General features: G+C 50.6%; 15 protein-coding genes. 10 read left to right on the top strand and 5 right to left on the bottom strand.

Annotation, left to right across the window (positions count from 1 at the left end):
* The first annotated feature begins 11 nt into the window (after positions 1-11).
* Complete coding sequence (locus tag J3369_RS02415; protein ID WP_349583387.1) at positions 12-1256, top strand: GGDEF domain-containing response regulator; 1245 nt, start codon at positions 12-14, stop codon at positions 1254-1256.
* Here J3369_RS02415 and rarD read toward each other — a convergent pair.
* Both rarD and J3369_RS02405 read right to left on the bottom strand, forming a co-directional pair.
* Positions 1232-2158 carry an EamA family transporter RarD gene (rarD, locus tag J3369_RS02410; protein WP_349583710.1) on the bottom strand — a complete coding sequence of 309 codons (927 nt, stop codon included), beginning with the start codon at positions 2156-2158 and terminating at the stop codon, positions 1232-1234. The two genes, J3369_RS02415 and rarD, sit on opposite strands and share 25 nt — an antisense overlap.
* Before the next feature lie 113 nt (positions 2159-2271).
* On the bottom strand, positions 2272-3609 hold the full coding sequence (locus J3369_RS02405) for a magnesium transporter (RefSeq protein ID WP_349583384.1): 1338 nt from the start codon (positions 3607-3609) through the stop codon (positions 2272-2274).
* A 125-nt stretch (positions 3610-3734) separates the two neighbouring features.
* Here J3369_RS02405 and recQ point away from each other — a divergent pair, with 125 nt between their 5' ends.
* A complete protein-coding gene (recQ, locus tag J3369_RS02400; protein WP_349583381.1) occupies positions 3735-5579 on the top strand; it encodes a DNA helicase RecQ in 1845 nt (614 codons plus the stop codon).
* Between the two features lie 26 nt (positions 5580-5605).
* Here recQ and J3369_RS02395 read toward each other — a convergent pair whose 3' ends face one another.
* The gene (locus J3369_RS02395; protein WP_349583378.1) at positions 5606-6268 is read right to left on the bottom strand and encodes a glutathione S-transferase; all 663 of its coding nucleotides are present in this window, start codon (positions 6266-6268) and stop codon (positions 5606-5608) included.
* Positions 6269-6443: 175 nt separating this feature from the next.
* Between J3369_RS02395 and J3369_RS02390 the strand changes: the two genes are divergently transcribed.
* The 5 genes from J3369_RS02390 to J3369_RS02370 all read left to right on the top strand — a co-directional run bounded on the left by J3369_RS02390 (position 6444) and on the right by J3369_RS02370 (position 13274).
* A complete protein-coding gene (locus J3369_RS02390; RefSeq protein WP_349583376.1) occupies positions 6444-7871 on the top strand; it encodes a protein adenylyltransferase SelO in 1428 nt (475 codons plus the stop codon).
* Positions 7859-8167 carry a hypothetical protein gene (locus tag J3369_RS02385; RefSeq protein WP_349583373.1) on the top strand — a complete coding sequence of 103 codons (309 nt, stop codon included), beginning with the start codon at positions 7859-7861 and terminating at the stop codon, positions 8165-8167. The genes J3369_RS02390 and J3369_RS02385 overlap by 13 nt, the downstream gene beginning before the upstream one ends.
* Before the next feature lie 67 nt (positions 8168-8234).
* On the top strand, positions 8235-11105 hold the full coding sequence (locus J3369_RS02380) for an EAL domain-containing protein (RefSeq protein WP_349583370.1): 2871 nt from the start codon (positions 8235-8237) through the stop codon (positions 11103-11105).
* Positions 11106-11214: 109 nt separating this feature from the next.
* A complete protein-coding gene (gene ribA, locus J3369_RS02375) occupies positions 11215-11829 on the top strand; it encodes a GTP cyclohydrolase II (RefSeq protein ID WP_349583367.1) in 615 nt (204 codons plus the stop codon).
* Between the two features lie 119 nt (positions 11830-11948).
* Positions 11949-13274: a DUF3300 domain-containing protein gene (locus tag J3369_RS02370; protein ID WP_349583365.1), complete on the top strand. Its 1326-nt coding sequence runs from the start codon at positions 11949-11951 to the stop codon at positions 13272-13274.
* A 54-nt stretch (positions 13275-13328) separates the two neighbouring features.
* Here the strand turns inward: J3369_RS02370 and J3369_RS02365 are convergent, their stop codons facing one another.
* Both J3369_RS02365 and J3369_RS02360 read right to left on the bottom strand, forming a co-directional pair.
* Positions 13329-14204 carry an ATP-grasp domain-containing protein gene (locus J3369_RS02365; protein ID WP_349583362.1) on the bottom strand — a complete coding sequence of 292 codons (876 nt, stop codon included), beginning with the start codon at positions 14202-14204 and terminating at the stop codon, positions 13329-13331.
* A gap of 20 nt (positions 14205-14224) precedes the next feature.
* On the bottom strand, positions 14225-14743 hold the full coding sequence (locus J3369_RS02360) for a YceB family lipoprotein (protein WP_349583361.1): 519 nt from the start codon (positions 14741-14743) through the stop codon (positions 14225-14227).
* Between the two features lie 76 nt (positions 14744-14819).
* Here J3369_RS02360 and J3369_RS02355 point away from each other — a divergent pair, with 76 nt between their 5' ends.
* The 3 genes from J3369_RS02355 (at position 14820) to J3369_RS02345 (ending at position 17959) form a co-directional block, all read left to right on the top strand.
* Positions 14820-15785 carry a zinc transporter ZntB gene (locus J3369_RS02355; RefSeq protein ID WP_349583359.1) on the top strand — a complete coding sequence of 322 codons (966 nt, stop codon included), beginning with the start codon at positions 14820-14822 and terminating at the stop codon, positions 15783-15785.
* A gap of 159 nt (positions 15786-15944) precedes the next feature.
* Positions 15945-17426 (top strand): methyl-accepting chemotaxis protein, encoded by a 1482-nt coding sequence (locus tag J3369_RS02350; RefSeq protein ID WP_349583356.1) that lies wholly within the window; start codon positions 15945-15947, stop codon positions 17424-17426.
* Positions 17423-17959: a DUF6436 domain-containing protein gene (locus J3369_RS02345; protein ID WP_349583354.1), complete on the top strand. Its 537-nt coding sequence runs from the start codon at positions 17423-17425 to the stop codon at positions 17957-17959. Before J3369_RS02350 ends, J3369_RS02345 begins: the two co-directional genes overlap by 4 nt.
* The last annotated feature ends 117 nt before the right edge of the window (positions 17960-18076 follow it).

Genomic DNA, 18076 nt, shown 5'->3' with positions numbered 1-18076 from the left:
TGAGGCACGATATGCAAAGAAAAGTACTGGTCATTGAAAATAGCCAGAAAAGCTTGCAGCTCGTGTCCAAACTGGTGAAAAAAGCCGGTTTAATTCCCGAAGGGGCAAATTCTCTCAGCGAGGCACAGATGCGCTTTTCTGTATCTATGCCTGAAGAGTATCTTTGTGCCGTCGTAGCCTATGCGCTGCCTGATGCCCCTCACGGAGAAGCCATTGATTTCACCATCAATGCTTTTGTGCCCACCATTGTCGTTACCGACAACGCCAGCGACGATACCCGCAAAGCGATACTCAGCAGAGAAATTGTGGATTATCTGGTGAAGGAAAATCATCAGATCTATGACTATCTGAGCCGGCTTCTGGCCAGACTCGATAAAAACAAAAGTGTGGGTGTACTGGTGGTGGACGACAAGCGCAGCAGCCGTCAGGCCATGGTTTCCCTGCTCCGCCGTCATAACTTTCTGGTTTACTCAGCCAGCGGACAAGCACAGGCACAGGAGCACCTTGCTGAACACCCTTACATTCAGTTGATGCTCATCGACTATACCATTGATGATGACCAGGGCGTTCAGTACATTGCGGAATTACGCCGCGCATACGCAAAAGAAGAAATGGCGATTATCGGTATTGCATCCGGAAAATCCGGTATTTTGCCGGCTACATTCCTGAAAAGCGGCGCTAATGACTTTCTGCGCAGCCCCTTCTGTCACGAAGAGTTTCTGTGCAGAGTGATGCAAAACCTTGAATTGCTGGAGAGCGTGGAAACCATCCGCAGGGTCGCCAATTCTGACTATCTGACAGGCCTGCCAAACCGCCGTCATTTTTTCTATACGGTAGCCACCCGCTATCGCCAGCATGTGGAACGCCAGTCACTGGCCCTTGTAGACCTGGACCATTTCAAACGCATTAATGACACCTATGGCCACGATGCCGGTGATGCTGTACTGAAAACGGTGGCAGAGTTAATCAGCTCACTGTTCAACGACGTACCGGCAGCACGGTTCGGCGGTGAAGAGTTCTGTATTTATCTGTCTGATATGGCGCCTGAAGATGCCCTCAGGCGGATGGAAAATTTCCGCGCAGTAGTTGCGGAAACCCCGGTACTCTACAAAGATAAGTTGCTTAGTGTGACAGCGAGTATCGGCTTAATCAGTGCTTTTGATGACAACCTTGAAACCCTGCTCGGCGATGCAGACAAACTGCTGTACACCGCCAAATCTCAGGGTAGGAATCAGGTCTGCTCCCGCGCAATCTGAAGCTTTTTACGTTGCTGACGGTAGGCCCGCAACGAATCGGTACTGAATATCACCAAAGCCAGCCAGACAAAAACAAATGTCACCATTTTGGTCATATCAAAGAGCTCGCCGTAAACAAACAGCGCCAGCATAAACATGATTGACGGTCCGATATACTGGAAGAACCCCAGCGTGGAATACATGATACGGCGGGCTGCGGCAGTAAAGCACAGCAATGGCGCAGTAGTTACAATACCCGCCGCAAACAGCAGTGCATTCAGTTGCCAGTCATTATGCAACATATTGCTGTGTTCACTGGCAAAACCTACCCAGTAAATCAGCGCGAAAGGTAACAACAGGGTTGTTTCAATGAAGAGTCCGGGCAATGAGTCCACCGCCACTTTCTTTCTCAGCAAACCATACACACTGAAAGTCATCGCCAGCACCAGCGCAATCCAGGGAAGTTGACCATAAGTCACAATGAGAATAGTGACGCCGGTTGCAGCCAGACCAACCGCCACTTTCTGCGCCGGACGCAATACTTCACCCAGAAACAGACGGCCGAAGAACACATTGATCAGCGGATTGATATAGTAACCCAGGCTGGCATCAAGCAAATGGTCGTTGTTAATCGCCCAGATAAAAAGCAGCCAGTTTGCTCCCAGTAGTAAACCCGCAAAAAACAGCACCTGCATCACTTTGCGGCTGCGCAGTGCTGCCATCACCTTTGGCCCCTGCTTCAGGGCCAGCACTAACACCAGCAGAATGACCGCAGACCAGATAATTCTGTGCATCAGCACATCCATGGCCGGCAGAACCTGAAGCTGTTTAAAATAGACCGGCGCTACGCCCCACATCATGTAGGCCGCGATGGCACAAATTACACCGGTACGGGTAGCGCAGGATGCTGCAAGGCTTTGCAAGTCGTTCAATGACGTTCCTTGTTAGAAGAGAAAGTGACATTGTCTCCTGCCGGTACAAACCGAAGCAAGTCTGTACCGGTAAAATGCCGGCCACTTATGATGGTCTGCCGGCGCTAAAGCAGAAACAGGGTACCCAGGCCAAGAAAGGCAACAAATCCGACAATATCGGTCACGGTGGTGAGGATCACCGAGCCGCTGAGCGCAGGGTCGATATTCAGCTTTTCCAGCAACACAGGCAGAAAGACACCGGCCAGGGCTGCTGACACGATGTTCACCAGGATTGCCAGACAAATCACCACGCCCAGCGCCGCGCTTGAGAACCAGAAGGACGCCACTATGCCAATGATGATAGCCCAGATCACGCCGTTCAGACCGCCAACTTTAAGCTCTTTCATCATCAGGGCACGGAAGTTAGCTTTGGTGACCTGCCCCAGTGCCAGCCCGCGGACAATCAGTGTGAGTGTCTGGCTGCCGGCAATACCGCCCATACTGGCAACCACCGGCATCAGCACCGCCAGTGCCACAACCTGTTGTAACGTGCCTTCAAACATACCGATAAACCAGGACGCCAGAAACGCTGTGAGCAGGTTGATACCCAACCAGAGTGCACGGTTGCGGGCACTCTTAGCGACAGGCGAGAATAAATCCTCGTCTTCATCCATACCGGCAGATGCCATCACCTGACGTTCATAATTTTCATTCACCAGCTCACTGGCAGACGTTACATCCAGCCGTCCCAGTAACTTATTGCTGTCATCCACCACCGGTAATGATGCAAAGCCCGAACGTTGTAATTGCAAAGACGCCGCGGTGGTATCGTCGGTCCCCTTAAGCACAGGCATATTCTCAACCGTCAACTCCACCAGAGGCACATGCTCCGGCGCGCCGAACACTTTGGTTAGCTTTACCGCTGCTGAAAACTGACCGGAGCGGTTGATCAGAAAAAGGGTGTCACAGTGCCCCGGCACATTACGGCGGATAAGCCGCAATGCATCACGTACTTTTGCGTTGATAGGCAATACCAGTTGTTCGTGGGAGAGCCAGTGACCGATTTCATCATCACTGAACTGTGTCGCTTCACGGAAGAATGCCTGTTGCTGGGTATCCAGTGCTTTAAATGCGAGATCAATCAACCGTGACGGCAGTGAATCCATCAGTTCCAGCAGTGATTCAGCTTCGATGTCGGCAAACATCAGTGACCATTCACTGTCAGGCGTGGCGTCGATGAGGATTTCCCGCGGATCGCTACGCATTTCCACCAGCACGTCGATTTTTCTGTCCCGGGGCAAGCCTTCCCAGGTGGCAATCCGGTGCTCTACCGGTAACGATTCGAGGACTGTTGCAACAGAAACATCGTCCTCACTGGCCAGTGTGGTTAATACGGCAGCGGGATCGTCGTTTTGCGCCTCTGATACGAGTTCTTCAATCAGATCGGGTAACGGTTCAGCCATATTACTCTCCTTCACATTCGATGCTGCTGATGTTAGCTTTTTTTTCCGCTAACACAACAACATATAGCAAACTGTACTGCAAATGCCGTGAACACTTGCGCGAAAACACGTAAAATCCCCCGGCAATGACGATTATCGAATCCCCCACCCCTGAAAAATTGCCGGAAAGCGATACTGCGACACCGCTTGAAGTGCTGTCGAAGGTATTCGGCTACAACAAATTCAGAGACGGCCAGGAAGCCGTTATCAATGCGGTGGTTGATGGCCGGGATGCTCTGGTTCTATTACCCACAGGTGGCGGCAAATCGCTCTGTTACCAAATCCCTGCGCTCGTAAGAGAAGGGGTTGCGGTAGTGGTTTCTCCGTTGATTTCACTGATGCAGGATCAGGTCGAACAATTACGGGAAGCCGGGGTGTGTGCTGCGTACATCAACTCCACACAGGATCAGGAACAGCAGCAATCGGTACTCAGCCGCATTACCGGGGGCACGTTGCAACTGTTATACGTATCGCCGGAAAAATTGCTCACTCCCTGGCTGATGTCTTTTTTACAGTCGCAAACGGTTTCACTGTTTGCTGTGGATGAAGCGCACTGTGTGTCTCACTGGGGTCATGACTTCAGACAGGATTACCGTGCTCTCGGTCTGCTCAAACAACGCTTTCCTTCTATTCCGGTAATAGGATTAACCGCCACGGCGGATGCAGCCACACAAGCCGATATTCTGGTACAGCTTAATCTGCAGGATCCGTTTGTATACAAAGGCAGCTTCGACCGGCCGAATATCCGCTACCGTGTCATGCCCAAATATAAAGCCTTTGACCAGGTACGGGATTACGTAAAACAGCAGGATGGCAGCGGTATTATTTATTGCAACAGCCGCGCGAAAGTGGACGACCTTCATGCAAAACTACACCGCGAAGGCATCAGCTGTGCCGCCTATCATGCCGGTAAAGATGCTGACGAGCGGGAATATGTTCAGCGCCGTTTTCTGAATGATCAGGTGGACATTGTCATTGCCACCGTGGCCTTCGGTATGGGCATTAACAAATCTAACGTGCGGTACGTGGTGCATCATGATGTACCGCGAAGTATTGAAAATTACTATCAGGAAACAGGCCGGGCCGGACGTGACGGGCTGGAGTCTGAAGCCATGCTATTGTTCGATGAAAAAGATGCCGCCAGAGTACGTCAGTGGATTGAGCAGGGAGAAGCAACGGACCGGCTGGACGTGGAAATTCAAAAGTTTGCGTCAATGGAAGCATTTGCCGAAGCGCAAACCTGTCGCCGTCAGGTGCTGCTGAATTACTTTTCTCAGTACAGTGATACCGCCTGTGGCAATTGCGATATATGCATTGACCCGCCGAAGCTGATTGACGGGCTGGTTATCGCCCAGAAAATCCTGTCCTGTATTTTACGCCTTAATCAGCAGGCCGGTTCGCAGTATGTTATCGACGTGATACGGGGCAAAGCACTGAAGCGCATTCAGGAAGCCGGCCACCACCAGCTCAGCACCTATGGCATTGGTAAAGAAAAGCCGGACGGATACTGGCACAGTATGATCAACCAGTTAATCCATAAAGGTCTGGTGAGAGTCGATTTAACCGCCGGTGCCATGCTCAGACTGAACGAGAATGCCCGTTCTGTACTCAAAGGGGAAGTCCCTCTTGAACTGGCAGTACCGAGGCTCAGCTTTAAACCTGATGCGCGGGTAAGTAAAGCGCCCGCTGTTTACGATAAAGCACTGTTCAAGCGCCTTAAGCATTTGCGTAAATCACTGGCTGAAGAGCACAGCGTACCGCCTTACGTCATTTTCAGTGACGCTACGCTGGCTGATATGGCGGCGAAAACCCCGACTACGGTTAACGATTTCCTCGATATCAGCGGTGTGGGTAAAACCAAACTGGAACGCTATGGTGAAGCGTTCCTGCAGATGATAAATGACTATCTGGAAAGTACCCTGAACGACTGAGCCGGCACACCGTTAGGTCTGAAACCTCAGGCGTAATGGTACTCACCGCCTTTTTCCAGCGCCCGCTGATAGGCAGGCCGGTCATGGATTTTTTTCACCCACGCCTTAATGGCCGGATAATCATCAGCCTGCCCCATGGCAACCAGTGTTTCCAGCGGAAACAGCATCTGCACATCAGCGCCGGTAGGTTCCGTACCTGCAAACCAGGCATGATTCTGCAGATGGGACTCGGTGAATTTTAAACTCTGGATAAGATTCGGCTTGTAGTAAGCGTCCATAATGCCATCGAGGATTTTTTTCGCCAGTGGTCTTAACAGCGCCGGTACTTTCTGTTTTGCTTTTGAGAACACCAGCATCGCCACTCTGGGAGGCATCAGGGAGCCTTCGGCAAAATGCAGCCAGAACAGATATTGCTGATAGCTACTTTCTTCCTCCGGCACAGCAAATGCGCCATTTCCGTAATGCCGCACCACGTATTCAACAATGGCACCGGACTCTGCCAAAGACACATTCTCAGTGGTCAGAACCGGAGAACGGCCAAGTGGATGTACCGCTTTCAGCTCCACCGGCGCAAGGCCCGTCTTCGCATCCCGCTGGTATTTCTCCAGTTTGTACTCAACATTCAGCTCCTCCAGTAACCAGAGTAACCGTTGCGACCGCGAATTATTTAAATGATGAATCGTTAACACGTCTCAATACTCCTTGTTGAGTGGGATTGCCGTGGTTAGTGGAATTATTATTGATTACGCTCTCTTCCGGGGCTGAGTTTATAATTAATTTTTAGTAATCTACATAGCCTGATGTTAACTGGAAATCAGTATCAAAACACATCAGACTAATTTTCCCGAATTTCTTAAGGCCCCCATGAAGCTTACTCACAGTTATGCCAGCGCACTGTCATCCATGGTTTCCCCTGTAAAACCGGCAGTGCTTAAGCAACAACAATTGCGTCTGGTGAACCGGCCACTGGCGGCACAATTGGGCCTGCCTGAGGCATGGTGGACAGATAATCACATTACCAGATTACTGGCGGATGAAAGCTCAGCACTTTGCGAAAGCGCAGTGGCTCAGAAATATGGTGGTCATCAGTTTGGCCAGTGGAACCCTTTTCTTGGCGACGGCCGCGGCTTACTGCTGGCAGAAGCGGTGGATACAGAAGGCAAAGCAACAGACCTGCACCTCAAAGGCGCCGGTCCGACACCTTATTCCAGAGGCGCAGACGGCCGCGCGGTATTACGCTCAACGATCCGCGAATATATTGGCGGCGAAGCATTGCATGCCCTTGGTATTCCCTCATCACGAAGTTTGTGCCTCTTCAGCAGCGCAGAAACCGTTTTCCGGGAGCAGCCGGAACAGGGAGCGATGATGATCCGCACCTGCCCGAGCCATATACGCTTCGGGCATTTTGAATACTTCTTCCACAGCGGCGAAAAAGACAAGCTCAATGCACTGTTTGACTACACCCTGGCTACCCACTTCCCGGAATGCCTCGATGCCGCAAATCCTCACCAGGCCCTGCTCACGGCCATCACTTTACGAACCGCACGGCTGATTGCGTTGTGGCAAACTCACGGTTTTGTCCATGGCGTGATGAATACCGACAACATGTCTGTGCACGGAATTACCTTCGATTACGGGCCTTATGCATGTATGGACGGGTTTAAGGCTGATGCCGTCTTTAACCACTCTGATCATCAGGGACGCTACGCATTTGATCAGCAACCTGGTATTGGCCTTTGGAATCTGAATGTACTGGCGCACTGCTTTTCTGACCATTGTTCCGTAGACGAAATCCGCTCTGCTCTGCAACGCTACGAACCGGCGTTTATCAGTCAGTTCGGCAATGCGATGTGCCGGCGGATCGGACTGGAAAGCACCTTTCCCTCATCCATGCCAGTCGTTAATCAGTGGCTTAATATGCTGGAACAGCAACAGTCAGACTACACATATTCTTTCAGAAAGTTGGCACTTACAAACCTTTCAGATTCACGCTGTCCGCTACGTGATGATTTTGTTGATCGTGAGACGTTTGATAACTGGTGGCAAAATTACCGTTCATTACGATTTGAGCAGTCGACGCAGCCTGAGGATATCCGCCCGTTTAATCCGGCGGTAATCCCGCGAACCCATCTTCTACAACAAGCCATTGAAGATGCAGAAAGCGGCGATTTCACAACCTGTGAACAATTGCTGGAGGCATGTATTTCGCCTTTCGATACGCGATGGGACAGCCACCCTTTCAGTACACCGCCGAAACAACCACGGGGAGGAATGCTGTCGTGCAGCAGTTAACAGCAGAAGCTCTGAAGCAACAAGCCAGCAGGCAGGACGAACTTATTTTACTGGCGTTTCCCTTGCCTGATACACCGGCCAGAGCAACCCGGTTTGCTAACCGGTTAGGTGCACTACTGGATGCTGTGCCCCAGCCTCCTGAATGGGGCGCTGATCGTATGCAGGTCATTTATTCTGCGGGAGAATTACGTTTTCTCCTTTGCATTGAATGGTTATGTGATGCCATGTGGCTGGAGCCCGCTGGCGGCGTCGCGAGTAATACAGACACTTTATGGCAGCACATCAACTCAAAATAGCATTCGTGATCCTGCAAGGTTTATATTAGTATAAAAAACAATCAAAAAAAGATGGTGCGAGCAGGGAATGAGACGTGCTGAGCGGGCGGGAGCCGGCAATTTTATTGTCACAGTGTTACTGATAATTACCGGGCTGTTATTCAGTCCGCTGTGCAGTCTCGCCGCCGATAAACTCCTTTCCCGCGACTTTGTTTCAGTCAACCTGAATGCTGAAGTAACTGTTTACGTTGCCGGCGATAACCTCACTCCCTCAGAAGTCCTGAAGAACCGCTCAAACCTGCCTGTCAGCGATTCACTGATGCCCCTTGAGGAGGGCCAGGCATTATGGCAGTTCATTGATGTCCATTCCGTTCTCGACCGTGCATCGTCACTGGTAGTCAGTATTGAAAAGCCCGGCGTTGATGAGGCCGGTGTCTACACGCTGGACGCCCGTGGCAACCTGCTAAGCGCCACTTTTTTAACTGCATCTGAACCGGCAGCAGAGTATTACCGGCAGGGCGCACTGGTTATTCCTGTTACCTTACAGGCCGGCGTCACTACCACACTGGCTGTCAGGTTGAAGGATCATGGCATCCGTGCATTTCCGGTATATTTATGGGACACCCGGAAGCTGGCAGAGCGGCAACAAAATAACTTACTTCTTTTCGGCCTTACCATGGGTTCACTGACCGTTCTGTTCGGCTACTTTTTGCTGACCTGGCTGTATAAACAAACCCGCAGCAGATTCTGGTTGTCAGCACTGGCCGCAAATTGCCTGTTGATTCTGGTATGGGTACAAGGGGAACTGGTTACTACCAGCGGCCTGCAACAACACTTTGAAATTATATTCACTCTGCTGATGCTGATGGTGTGTTTTGTTCTGTCGAAACTGACCCGCCACTTCTTCACCCGCGTGCCTCAGCGTGTTCTCCTTATGCAAAGTATCGTCCTGGGCGCACTGGCTATTGCCGCACTGGCATTAGGTAATCCGTTCTTCACGTTCAGTACAGGCTGCTTTGCAATGCCTGTATTTACCACTCTGTTTGCCCTTGAAGCACTGATATATCGCGATCGCCGTATTCAGTCCCTCACCTTCATTTACCTGCTGGCCTGGGGACTGTTCATGGTGGCGTTTACCCATTGTTTTACCAACATGGTAAACGGGATATCTTTTGACGATGTTTCACCGGTCCCGGAAATCCTTATCGTGGTGCTGTCGGTGATGGCACTGGGAATTGGTGCTGAAATACAGGAGCGTACCGTCAGTGATGATCAGCTCTCTACCCAGCGCCGCCGGATATCTGATCTCCAGCGCTTTTACGACCTGTTCCGCACTGCCGCAGAAGGGCTCTATACGTCTACCCTTGATGGCAAGCTAAAAACAGTAAACCCTGCTATGTGTGCCGTATTTGGCTATGACAGTGAAGGCGATATGCTCAAATCTGTCACCAACACAGCCACCTTCTATGCCAATGAAAATGACCGTAAAGCCCTGGTCGCCGAGTTGCTTGAGAAAAATGTGATTCTGGGAAAAGAAATCCGCGGTACGCGGACTGATGGCAGTGAGTTCTGGTTTTCACTCTCCTGTCAGTTAAAACGGGAAAGTGACGATATTTACCTTTACGGTTCGGTATTTGATATCACCAGCCGCAAAGAAATGGACTTGAGCCTGCAATACCTCGCCAGCCACGATTCCCTCACCGGCGCTATGAACCGCAGAGAATTTGAATTGCAACTGGCCAGTGCTATGCAGGCACGTACAGAAGACTCTCCGCCGGTTATTCTGCAATACCTCGACCTGGACAGATTTAAAACAGTTAACGATACCTGTGGTCATAAAGCAGGTGACAGACTAATCAAAGAAGTTGCCGGCCTGCTGAAATCCACATTAGGCAACCGGGGCCTGCTGGCCAGGCTGGGAGGCGATGAATTTGCGGCTCTATATACAACCGAAACTGAAGAATCAGCATTCTTGTGTGGTAACAAGATGCTGAATGCGGTGCAGGCTTACCGGTTTGTCTGGGATAACCAGGTATTCAACCTGGGTGTCAGTATCGGTATGGTGAACAGCGATCAAATTGATGCCAGTGCGGAGCATCTGTTAAGTCTGGCAGATAATGCCTGCTATATGGCCAAGCGGAACGGCAGAAATTGCATACATCAGTTAAAAGGCAATGATGAAGCCCTGCAACGTTACACCGAAGAACTCGACTGGGTAAAACGCATCCAGTCTGCCCTGCAGTCCGGCGGCTTTGAACTTTATTACCAGCCGCTCATGCCTCTGCAAACGGAAGCCGGCGGAGATTACTTCGAAATTCTTGTGCGCATGAAGGGAGACCGGGGCCAGATATACGAACCGGCGGCATTCCTGCCGACAGCGGAAAGATACGACCTTTCTCCCCTCATCGACCATTGGGTTGTTACCCATACGCTCAGCTGGCTGGGAGCCCATCCCGTTCAACTGGCTGATCTTGCCCAGTGCAATATCAATTTGTGCGGCACAGCGCTGGCAGATGAAAATCTGAAACTGCAAATCCTGAAAGCGTTTGAGCAACACAATGTGCCTTACAGTAAAATTTGTTTTGAAATTACTGAAACGGCCGCCATTGTGCAGATGGACAGAACATTAGAATTTATCCGCACCTTTAAACAGTTAGGTTGTAAATTTGCCCTTGATGATTTTGGTACCGGATTCTCGTCCTACGGCTATTTACGGGATTTGCCTGTTAACTGCGTGAAAATTGATGGCAGCTTTGTTCAGGACATGCATACCAGTCCGGTGAATAAGGTACTGGTGTCGTCTATCAATGATGTGGCCAAGGCCATTGGCATGTCGACAGTCGGCGAATACGTAGAAAGCGCGCTGGCGATGGAATCCCTGCGTGCCATTGGTGTGGATTTCGCTCAGGGCTTTGCAATTGCCCACCCCGCTCCGCTGGATAATTTTGTCAGGTTGTAACTGTCAGCACTATTTCATAAACAATTGCTATAATATCACACTCACTATCTTGTAAAATGTCACATCATCCCCACATTACCGTGGATGTAACAGCAGGCATAGAAGTGCAATGACCAGTAAGCAACCTAAATACGAATATATCAGTTCCGCCAAACTCCCTACCCGTATGGGTGAATTCCGCATTCACGGCTTTGTTGAATTAAGCGGGCAGGAACATGTGGCATTATCTTACGGCTCGTGGGAAGAAGGCGACACTGTGCCGATTCGTATTCATTCAGAATGCCTTACCGGTGATGCTTTATTCAGTACACGTTGCGATTGTGGCTTCCAACTGGAAAAAGCCATGCAGAATATTGTCGACCACGGTTTCGGCGTGATTCTGTATTTGCGCCAGGAAGGCCGCGGTATTGGCCTGTTGAATAAAATCCGCGCTTACAACCTGCAGGACAGCGGCATGGATACCGTAGAAGCGAATGAGCATCTGGGTTTTGATGCAGATTTACGCAGCTACGATATCTGTAAACTCATGCTGGACACACTGAAAATCGGCAAAGTGGAGCTGATGACGAATAATCCCCGCAAACTGAAAGCGCTGGAAGACTTAGGCATCGAAATTGTTGCCAGAAGGCCTATCGATCACGGCATGACTAAAGACAACAAACATTACCTGAAAACAAAAACCGAAAAGCTCGGCCACGTTTTCGACCCTCACATGTTTAAATAATTCTGACAAACCTGAACCGCCTGTAACGGGTTGGTTCAGGTTTGGTTAATGTATAACCGGCTATAACGTTTCATATACTGACTACATTCCGTGATATTTTGCGGAATAACGGAGTGACTATGAAACCTGTTACCTTTGCCGTTATCGCTTCTCTGGCTGCCGGAGCCCTGGTACTGCCATCCACAGCACTCAGTGCTGAAACACAGCAGATACAGCAGCAGAATGCGACCTATACCGACGCTGAACTCGACAGTTTGCTGGCGCCGGTTGCCCTCTATCCGGACACCATTCTTACTCACATTCTCATTGCATCTACTTACCCTCTGGAAGTGGTGGCTGCTGACCGCTGGCGTCAGGCTCATGCAGAAATGGACAGTGGGGAAGTAGAAGACGCAATTGAAGATTTCAACTGGGATGCCAGTGTTAAAGCAATCGTACCTTTCAGCGACATACTGCATACATTAGGCAACGATCTCGACTGGCTGCAAGCCCTGGGCGACAATGTACTTATCAGTCAAAGCCGCGTTCTGGCCAGAGTTCAGGTATTGCGTCAGCACGCACTGAATGCCGGCACATTAACGGACAATGAATATCAGCGCATTGAGCGTGACCGTGAAGTGATTGTTATTGAACCGGTACGCAAAGAAATTGTGTATGTTCCCTACTACGATACACGGGTGGTTTACGGCAGCTGGTGGCATCCGGCCATCGCACCTGTGTACTGGCATCATCCGGTCCACTACCATCAAACCGCGTCTTTTTACTGGCATCCCGGGATCCGGCTGTCTACCACCTTCTATTTTGGCGGCATCAGCTGGCACGATCGCCATGTGATTGTCACCCGCCGGCCTGTGAAGCGCTTTTATTATGGTAGTGACATCAAGCGGTCTTACAGCCGCGATTATCAGCCATGGCAACATAGTGCAGAGCATCGCCGGGTGCGCTATTCAGACCGTGTCGTCAGTACGAATAACATGCGTTACGTTAATGATGCGCGGCCTGTGAGGCATAAAGTGGACTACAACAGTTCTCCCCGCAGCGCGCCTGCAGTAGTAAGCCGCTCTGTTGTTAACAGACAGGAGCCGGTCAATCAGAAACATGTGAAACGGTATACCGGCAATGAAACAGATAAGCGCAGTACTCCGGACAAGCAATACCGTCAAATTGAGCCACGGGCCAAAGGGCCGGAAACTAACAACATTGTACGCCAGTCACCGGACGTAAAACGCTACACGCAGCCGGTACAGCAGGACCGTCAGGTTAAACAGTACAGGGCTCAGAACAGTTATAACGCACAGGGAAATGGCAGAGACGCAGCCGCAAGCAGAAATCAGTATGCGGGGAAAAATAATGTCTCCCGCCAACAACCTGCTCCACGGCCGCAATATCATCAGCAAAGCCGGGAGAAAGTAAGTAACGGCGCAAGAATGCGGGACAAAGATTAACGCCGCGTTTTATTAAGAAGGGCTCAGTCCGGCTGCAGCCCTTTTTTGTTTCCTTCAGCCTTTACCGTGACGGCTTACAAACACATCAACAAAACGGGCGGCGGAGGATTCATCAATATTAAAATAGAGCGATGGCTCAATGAGTTCCAGCTCCATAATTGCCCAGCCTGTATCAGTCCGGATGAGGTCGACTCTCGCATACAGATAGCTGTCAGGCATAGCATTGAGTGCTGCTTCACAAACACTTAGCATGTCAGCATCAGGGGTAAAAGCGGATAACCTGCCACCGTGTTCTTCCTGTACCCTGAAGTCGCCCGCCTTTGGTTGCTTTAATAACGTGTGACTGTACTGCCCGCCAAAGTAAAAGAGTGAGTACTCACCCTCGCCGGTAACACTTTGTAAAAAAGGCTGCACCATCAACTTGCGGTTGTGAAAAAGCTCACTCAGTTGAGCAGTGTAGTTTGCTGCATCACGACGATGAATGCGAAACGTATCGTCAGCATTAGCGCTCAGCGCCGGTTTGATCACCAGCTCGTCTGTTTCGAATACTTCAAATTGCTTAACAAACCAGTCTGCCGAAAAAGAGTCTGCCCAACTTGTGGGCACCACCGGCACGCCCTGACTTTCCAGCGACTGCAGATACGTTTTTTCAATGTTCCACTTCATGAGTGATAAGGGGTTGTGCAGCGTGGCCTGTGAAGCTTCAATGCGCTCAAGGCACGCAATAAATCCATCAGGATCCTGCTGATAATCCCAGGGACTTCTCACAATCACATGGCTAAATCTGTTCCAGTCCACGGATCCATCCCGCCAGGCAACGGTTTCAACATCGTAGCCATGTGCGTTGAAATAAGGGATAAGCATTTCATCGTAAACGAAGAAATCTTCAAGGGCCGACGTATCCATTGAAAGAAAAGCAATCACAGACATAACTACTCCGTCCGGAAAGATTAAAATTCGATAACCAGCTGACCACTTTCCACACGCATATCCCGTGGCAAACGGTTACCCAGTATAGACAGGTTCAGATCTTTAAAATTCACCAGCAGGATCACCGGTGCAGACTGCCCTTTAAGCTGTTCAGCCCAGCGCAGGATGTCCGTCTCATTATCCAGTGTGCTGCTCAGCACGTTAAAATCATCCAGTTTGGGGCGGATGATCTGCAACTCGCCTTTACTGCCGTCGTAAAACAGTTCACCACTTAATCTGGCTGCCGCTTCCATCTTCTGACCACCCTGCGTACCCAGCAAATTCACTTCTACAGCCACGTTATTATTGGCTTGCAGAAACAATGACGGGTCGCTGATAACAACCTTCATATCCTGGTAATACTGTGTTTGCGGAAAGGTCATCCGCACGACCTGATTCAGGTCCTGCTGAGACAAACGAAACGTAAATGCCTGTGCCTGCGTAACAAAAAACATCATTGCTACAGTTAACGCAAAGGAGAAACGGGTTAGATTACGCATAAGACCTCGTGGTAAATTTAGCTCGCGCTACTTTAACACAGACGCAAAAATTAACGCAGCACAGGGAGCCCATATTATGACGGGTACAGCATTTTTAACCGCCTATATTATTTCAGCAGACGGCCACGCCCGGGCGCTTGAGCAAAACGAGCTGACAAAGCCCTGCCAGCCTGATGAATACAAATGGGTGCACGTACAAAGTGACGCACTGGACTCAGCGGCTATTCTGGCAGATTTATCAGTAACCAGTGCCATCAGTGATGCACTGTGCGCACCTGAAACCCGCCCGAGGGCTATGCAGCTGGATCATGGCGTACTGATATACCTCAGGGGAATCAATAAAAACCCCGATGCTGACCCGGAAGATATGGTGTCGTTACGGATCTGGTGTGAGAAAAACCTTATCGTCACTGCCCGCCGGAAAGACCGCCGCCTACTATCGGTGCAAAATCTTCAGGACGATGTGACATCTGGCAATGCGCCCACCTCCCCGTCAGATTTGCTTCTCGACCTGGTGATGCGTATTGCTGATCGTATTCACGACGCTGTTGACGAAATTGATGAAGCACTGATCGCTTTTGAAGAGGATATTTCACTGAACAAACAGGACCGTCAAAGTCTCGCAGACCTGCGCCGGCAGGCAGCGACAATCCGGCGCTTTCTGGCACCGCAACGGGATGCCCTGGACACCCTGTTCCGTTTCTCAGGATTTCTGGATCAAGACCAGGCATTCTTTTTACGGGAACAAACTGACCGCATAGCCCGCTATGTCGAGGACCTGGATTTAGCCCGCGAGCGGGCTGTTGTTCTGCAAGACGAGTTGAGAAACCGGATTGCTGACCAGCAAGGAATGCGAATGTATGTACTGTCGATGGTCACCGCCATCTTCCTGCCACTGTCTTTCCTTACCGGTGTATTCGGCATGAATGTAGCCGGACTGCCGGGTACAGAATCTCCGGGCGCGTTTACCCTATTGATGAGTGCAATGGGCGGACTGGCCGTGGTTATGCTGATTGCAATGCTGTGGAAGCGGTGGCTGTAATACGAATAATTTAAACGACAATTGCGCCTGATTAGACAAAAGTGCCATGGAGCAGTGCACATATGCGTACTATGCTATGCGTTAATTTGATCTGGCGCACATCGTTGACAGAAAGTTGACCTATACTCAGTGCGTAGATAGTTACATTGAGGACGCCCCATGCAATATCCCTGGATTCTTGACGGTCACAGAATCTTTCGCATTATATTGCCCGTACAGTTTGCGCTTGCTGTTGCAATCGGCTTGTATACCGGCGAACTGTTACCCGCCTTTATCTTCGGCTTACCTATTGTTGCACTGCCGCTGTTTTTCAGTTTTACCCAACCGGGTTCTCTGCTAAGCCGGGCGACTATCGCCATTGCCGTGCAGTTGATGACAGCGCTGCACATCAATCAGACCTTTGGTCTCATTGAGTGGCACTTCGAAATTTTCGTTCTTCTGGCCATCCTTGTTGTATTCCGGGACTGGCTGGTAATTGGCATAGCTACCGCCGTTGTAGCAGTTCATCACATCGGCTTCTTCGTACTGCAGACACAGGGAGCGGGTGTCTTCATCTTTGAAGAAGGGCACATCACTTTCTTCATTCTGGTTTTACATGCCCTGTTCGCTATTGCTGAATGTGTGGCGCTTATGTATGTTGCCAAACGCTCCCACGACGAAGGCGTCAATGCGTTTGCCCTCAGTAATACCGTGTCTCAGGTTCTCGCACAAAGGGACCGCATTGACCTGACCATTAAGATCCCGCAGGACAACAAAGGCATCAGTCAGTTTGCTGATTTGCTCATGCAAATTAAGTCTCTGGTGACCAACGCCCGCCAGTTAACTGACAAAGTGGCCTCGTCCAGTGAAGTCATAAAGTCAGCCACGGCAGAACTGAGCCGTACAAGTGCAGAAAGTGCCAATGAGGTCAGCAGCGTTTCATCCGCCTCTGAAGAAATTGCAGTGTCGATGCAACTGGCGACAGAAAGAACCCAGCTTGCCAACGATAAAACCAGTCAGGCTTCCTCACTCACCGGCGATTCAAAACAGGCCATAGATGCAACAGCAAACTCCATCGCTTCGCTTAAGAGCGTGCTGACTCAGGCAGCAAAAACCAATGCCGAACTTAATGAACGGTGCAGTAACATTTCTGATGCCATGCGCTCCATCACCGCGGTAGCCGAGCAAACAAACCTGCTGGCCCTGAACGCGGCAATTGAGTCCGCCCGCGCCGGCGAACATGGTCGTGGCTTCGCTGTGGTAGCAGACGAAGTTCGCACTCTGGCAATCCGCTCGAAAGAAAGTGCAGATGAAATCACCACCATTACCGAACAGTTAGTTGCCAGCACCGCCAGCTCTGTGGAGCAGATGCAGACCTGTATTGCTCTGGTAGACAAGGCTGTAGAAGATTCCTCCAATGCCAGCTCAGCCATGTCTGAAATTGAAGGACAAATTACGTCGGCCTCCGAGCACATGACTGAAGTGGCAAGTTCTGCCGTTGAACAGGAAGCCGCTTCCCAGTCTATTGCCGAAAGTACGGCGAAAATGCACGAACTGTCTCAGGAAGAAGCCGCCACAGCAGCGCAACTTGAACAACAGGTAGTACAACTTTCTTCACTATGCAGGGACATGCAGGCAGCCATACAGAAATTCAGCGTATGATGAAGGGCAAAGCCAGCTGGCTGTTAATGATTGTCTGGCTTTGCGTATTAATGACCGGTCTGTGGGTATACGGCGGTAATCAGACAGTCCCTTTTGATCCCGACCTTACCCTCACGTCCGCTTCGCAGGATAAAGACTTCGATACACGTTTTGTTTCTGAAATGGCAAAGGCCGGCATTACTCCCGGCACCATCGTTCACTTTGAAGCAGACACGCCCTGCTTCTGCAATTCCCTGAGCCGGCAGCATCAGAAAGCGCTGACAAACCTGCTGCAGGATAGTGGCTACGATTTTAAAACACTTAGCATCAACGAATACTCATCCCTCGCCGCCGAAATTCCCAGCTTTCCTGCCGTTGCAGTCATCGACAGTAAAAACCAGCTCCGGTATCTGGGTGCTTATGCAACAGGACTCGGCTGCTATACCGGCGATGACCTGGTCACCACTATCGCCGCAGAAGTACAAAAACCGCATTTCAACGGCGCAATGCTTAACATAACCGGCGAAGGCTGCTATTGCGCAGTCAGAAGCTGACGGCCGGGTGGTTCGTAGAGCGGGGAGCAAAATAACCCGCAAAACTCGCTGTAAATCCATCCCTGGAAGCTCGGCAGCCGCATCCATCCGGCTGACGGTTTTGCGGGCTACTTTGCT

The organism is Alteromonas sp. NFXS44 (assembly GCF_040148705.1).
Classification (GTDB): Bacteria; Pseudomonadota; Gammaproteobacteria; order Enterobacterales; family Alteromonadaceae; genus Alteromonas.
This window is presented reverse-complemented; position numbering and strand designations above follow the sequence as displayed.

Bases quoted from the DNA above. Each gene is read 5' to 3' on its own strand.
- J3369_RS02415 (WP_349583387.1), top strand. From the start codon at position 12: ATGCAAAGAAAAGTACTGGTCATTGAAAATAGCCAGAAAAGCTTGCAG.
- J3369_RS02405 (WP_349583384.1), bottom strand. From the start codon at position 3,609: ATGGCTGAACCGTTACCCGATCTGATTGAAGAACTCGTATCAGAGGCG.
- recQ (WP_349583381.1), top strand. From the start codon at position 3,735: ATGACGATTATCGAATCCCCCACCCCTGAAAAATTGCCGGAAAGCGAT.
- J3369_RS02390 (WP_349583376.1), top strand. From the start codon at position 6,444: ATGAAGCTTACTCACAGTTATGCCAGCGCACTGTCATCCATGGTTTCC.
- J3369_RS02380 (WP_349583370.1), top strand. From the start codon at position 8,235: ATGAGACGTGCTGAGCGGGCGGGAGCCGGCAATTTTATTGTCACAGTG.
- ribA (WP_349583367.1), top strand. From the start codon at position 11,215: ATGACCAGTAAGCAACCTAAATACGAATATATCAGTTCCGCCAAACTC.
- J3369_RS02370 (WP_349583365.1), top strand. From the start codon at position 11,949: ATGAAACCTGTTACCTTTGCCGTTATCGCTTCTCTGGCTGCCGGAGCC.
- J3369_RS02365 (WP_349583362.1), bottom strand. From the start codon at position 14,204: ATGTCTGTGATTGCTTTTCTTTCAATGGATACGTCGGCCCTTGAAGAT.
- J3369_RS02360 (WP_349583361.1), bottom strand. From the start codon at position 14,743: ATGCGTAATCTAACCCGTTTCTCCTTTGCGTTAACTGTAGCAATGATG.
- J3369_RS02355 (WP_349583359.1), top strand. From the start codon at position 14,820: ATGACGGGTACAGCATTTTTAACCGCCTATATTATTTCAGCAGACGGC.
- J3369_RS02350 (WP_349583356.1), top strand. From the start codon at position 15,945: ATGCAATATCCCTGGATTCTTGACGGTCACAGAATCTTTCGCATTATA.
- J3369_RS02345 (WP_349583354.1), top strand. From the start codon at position 17,423: ATGATGAAGGGCAAAGCCAGCTGGCTGTTAATGATTGTCTGGCTTTGC.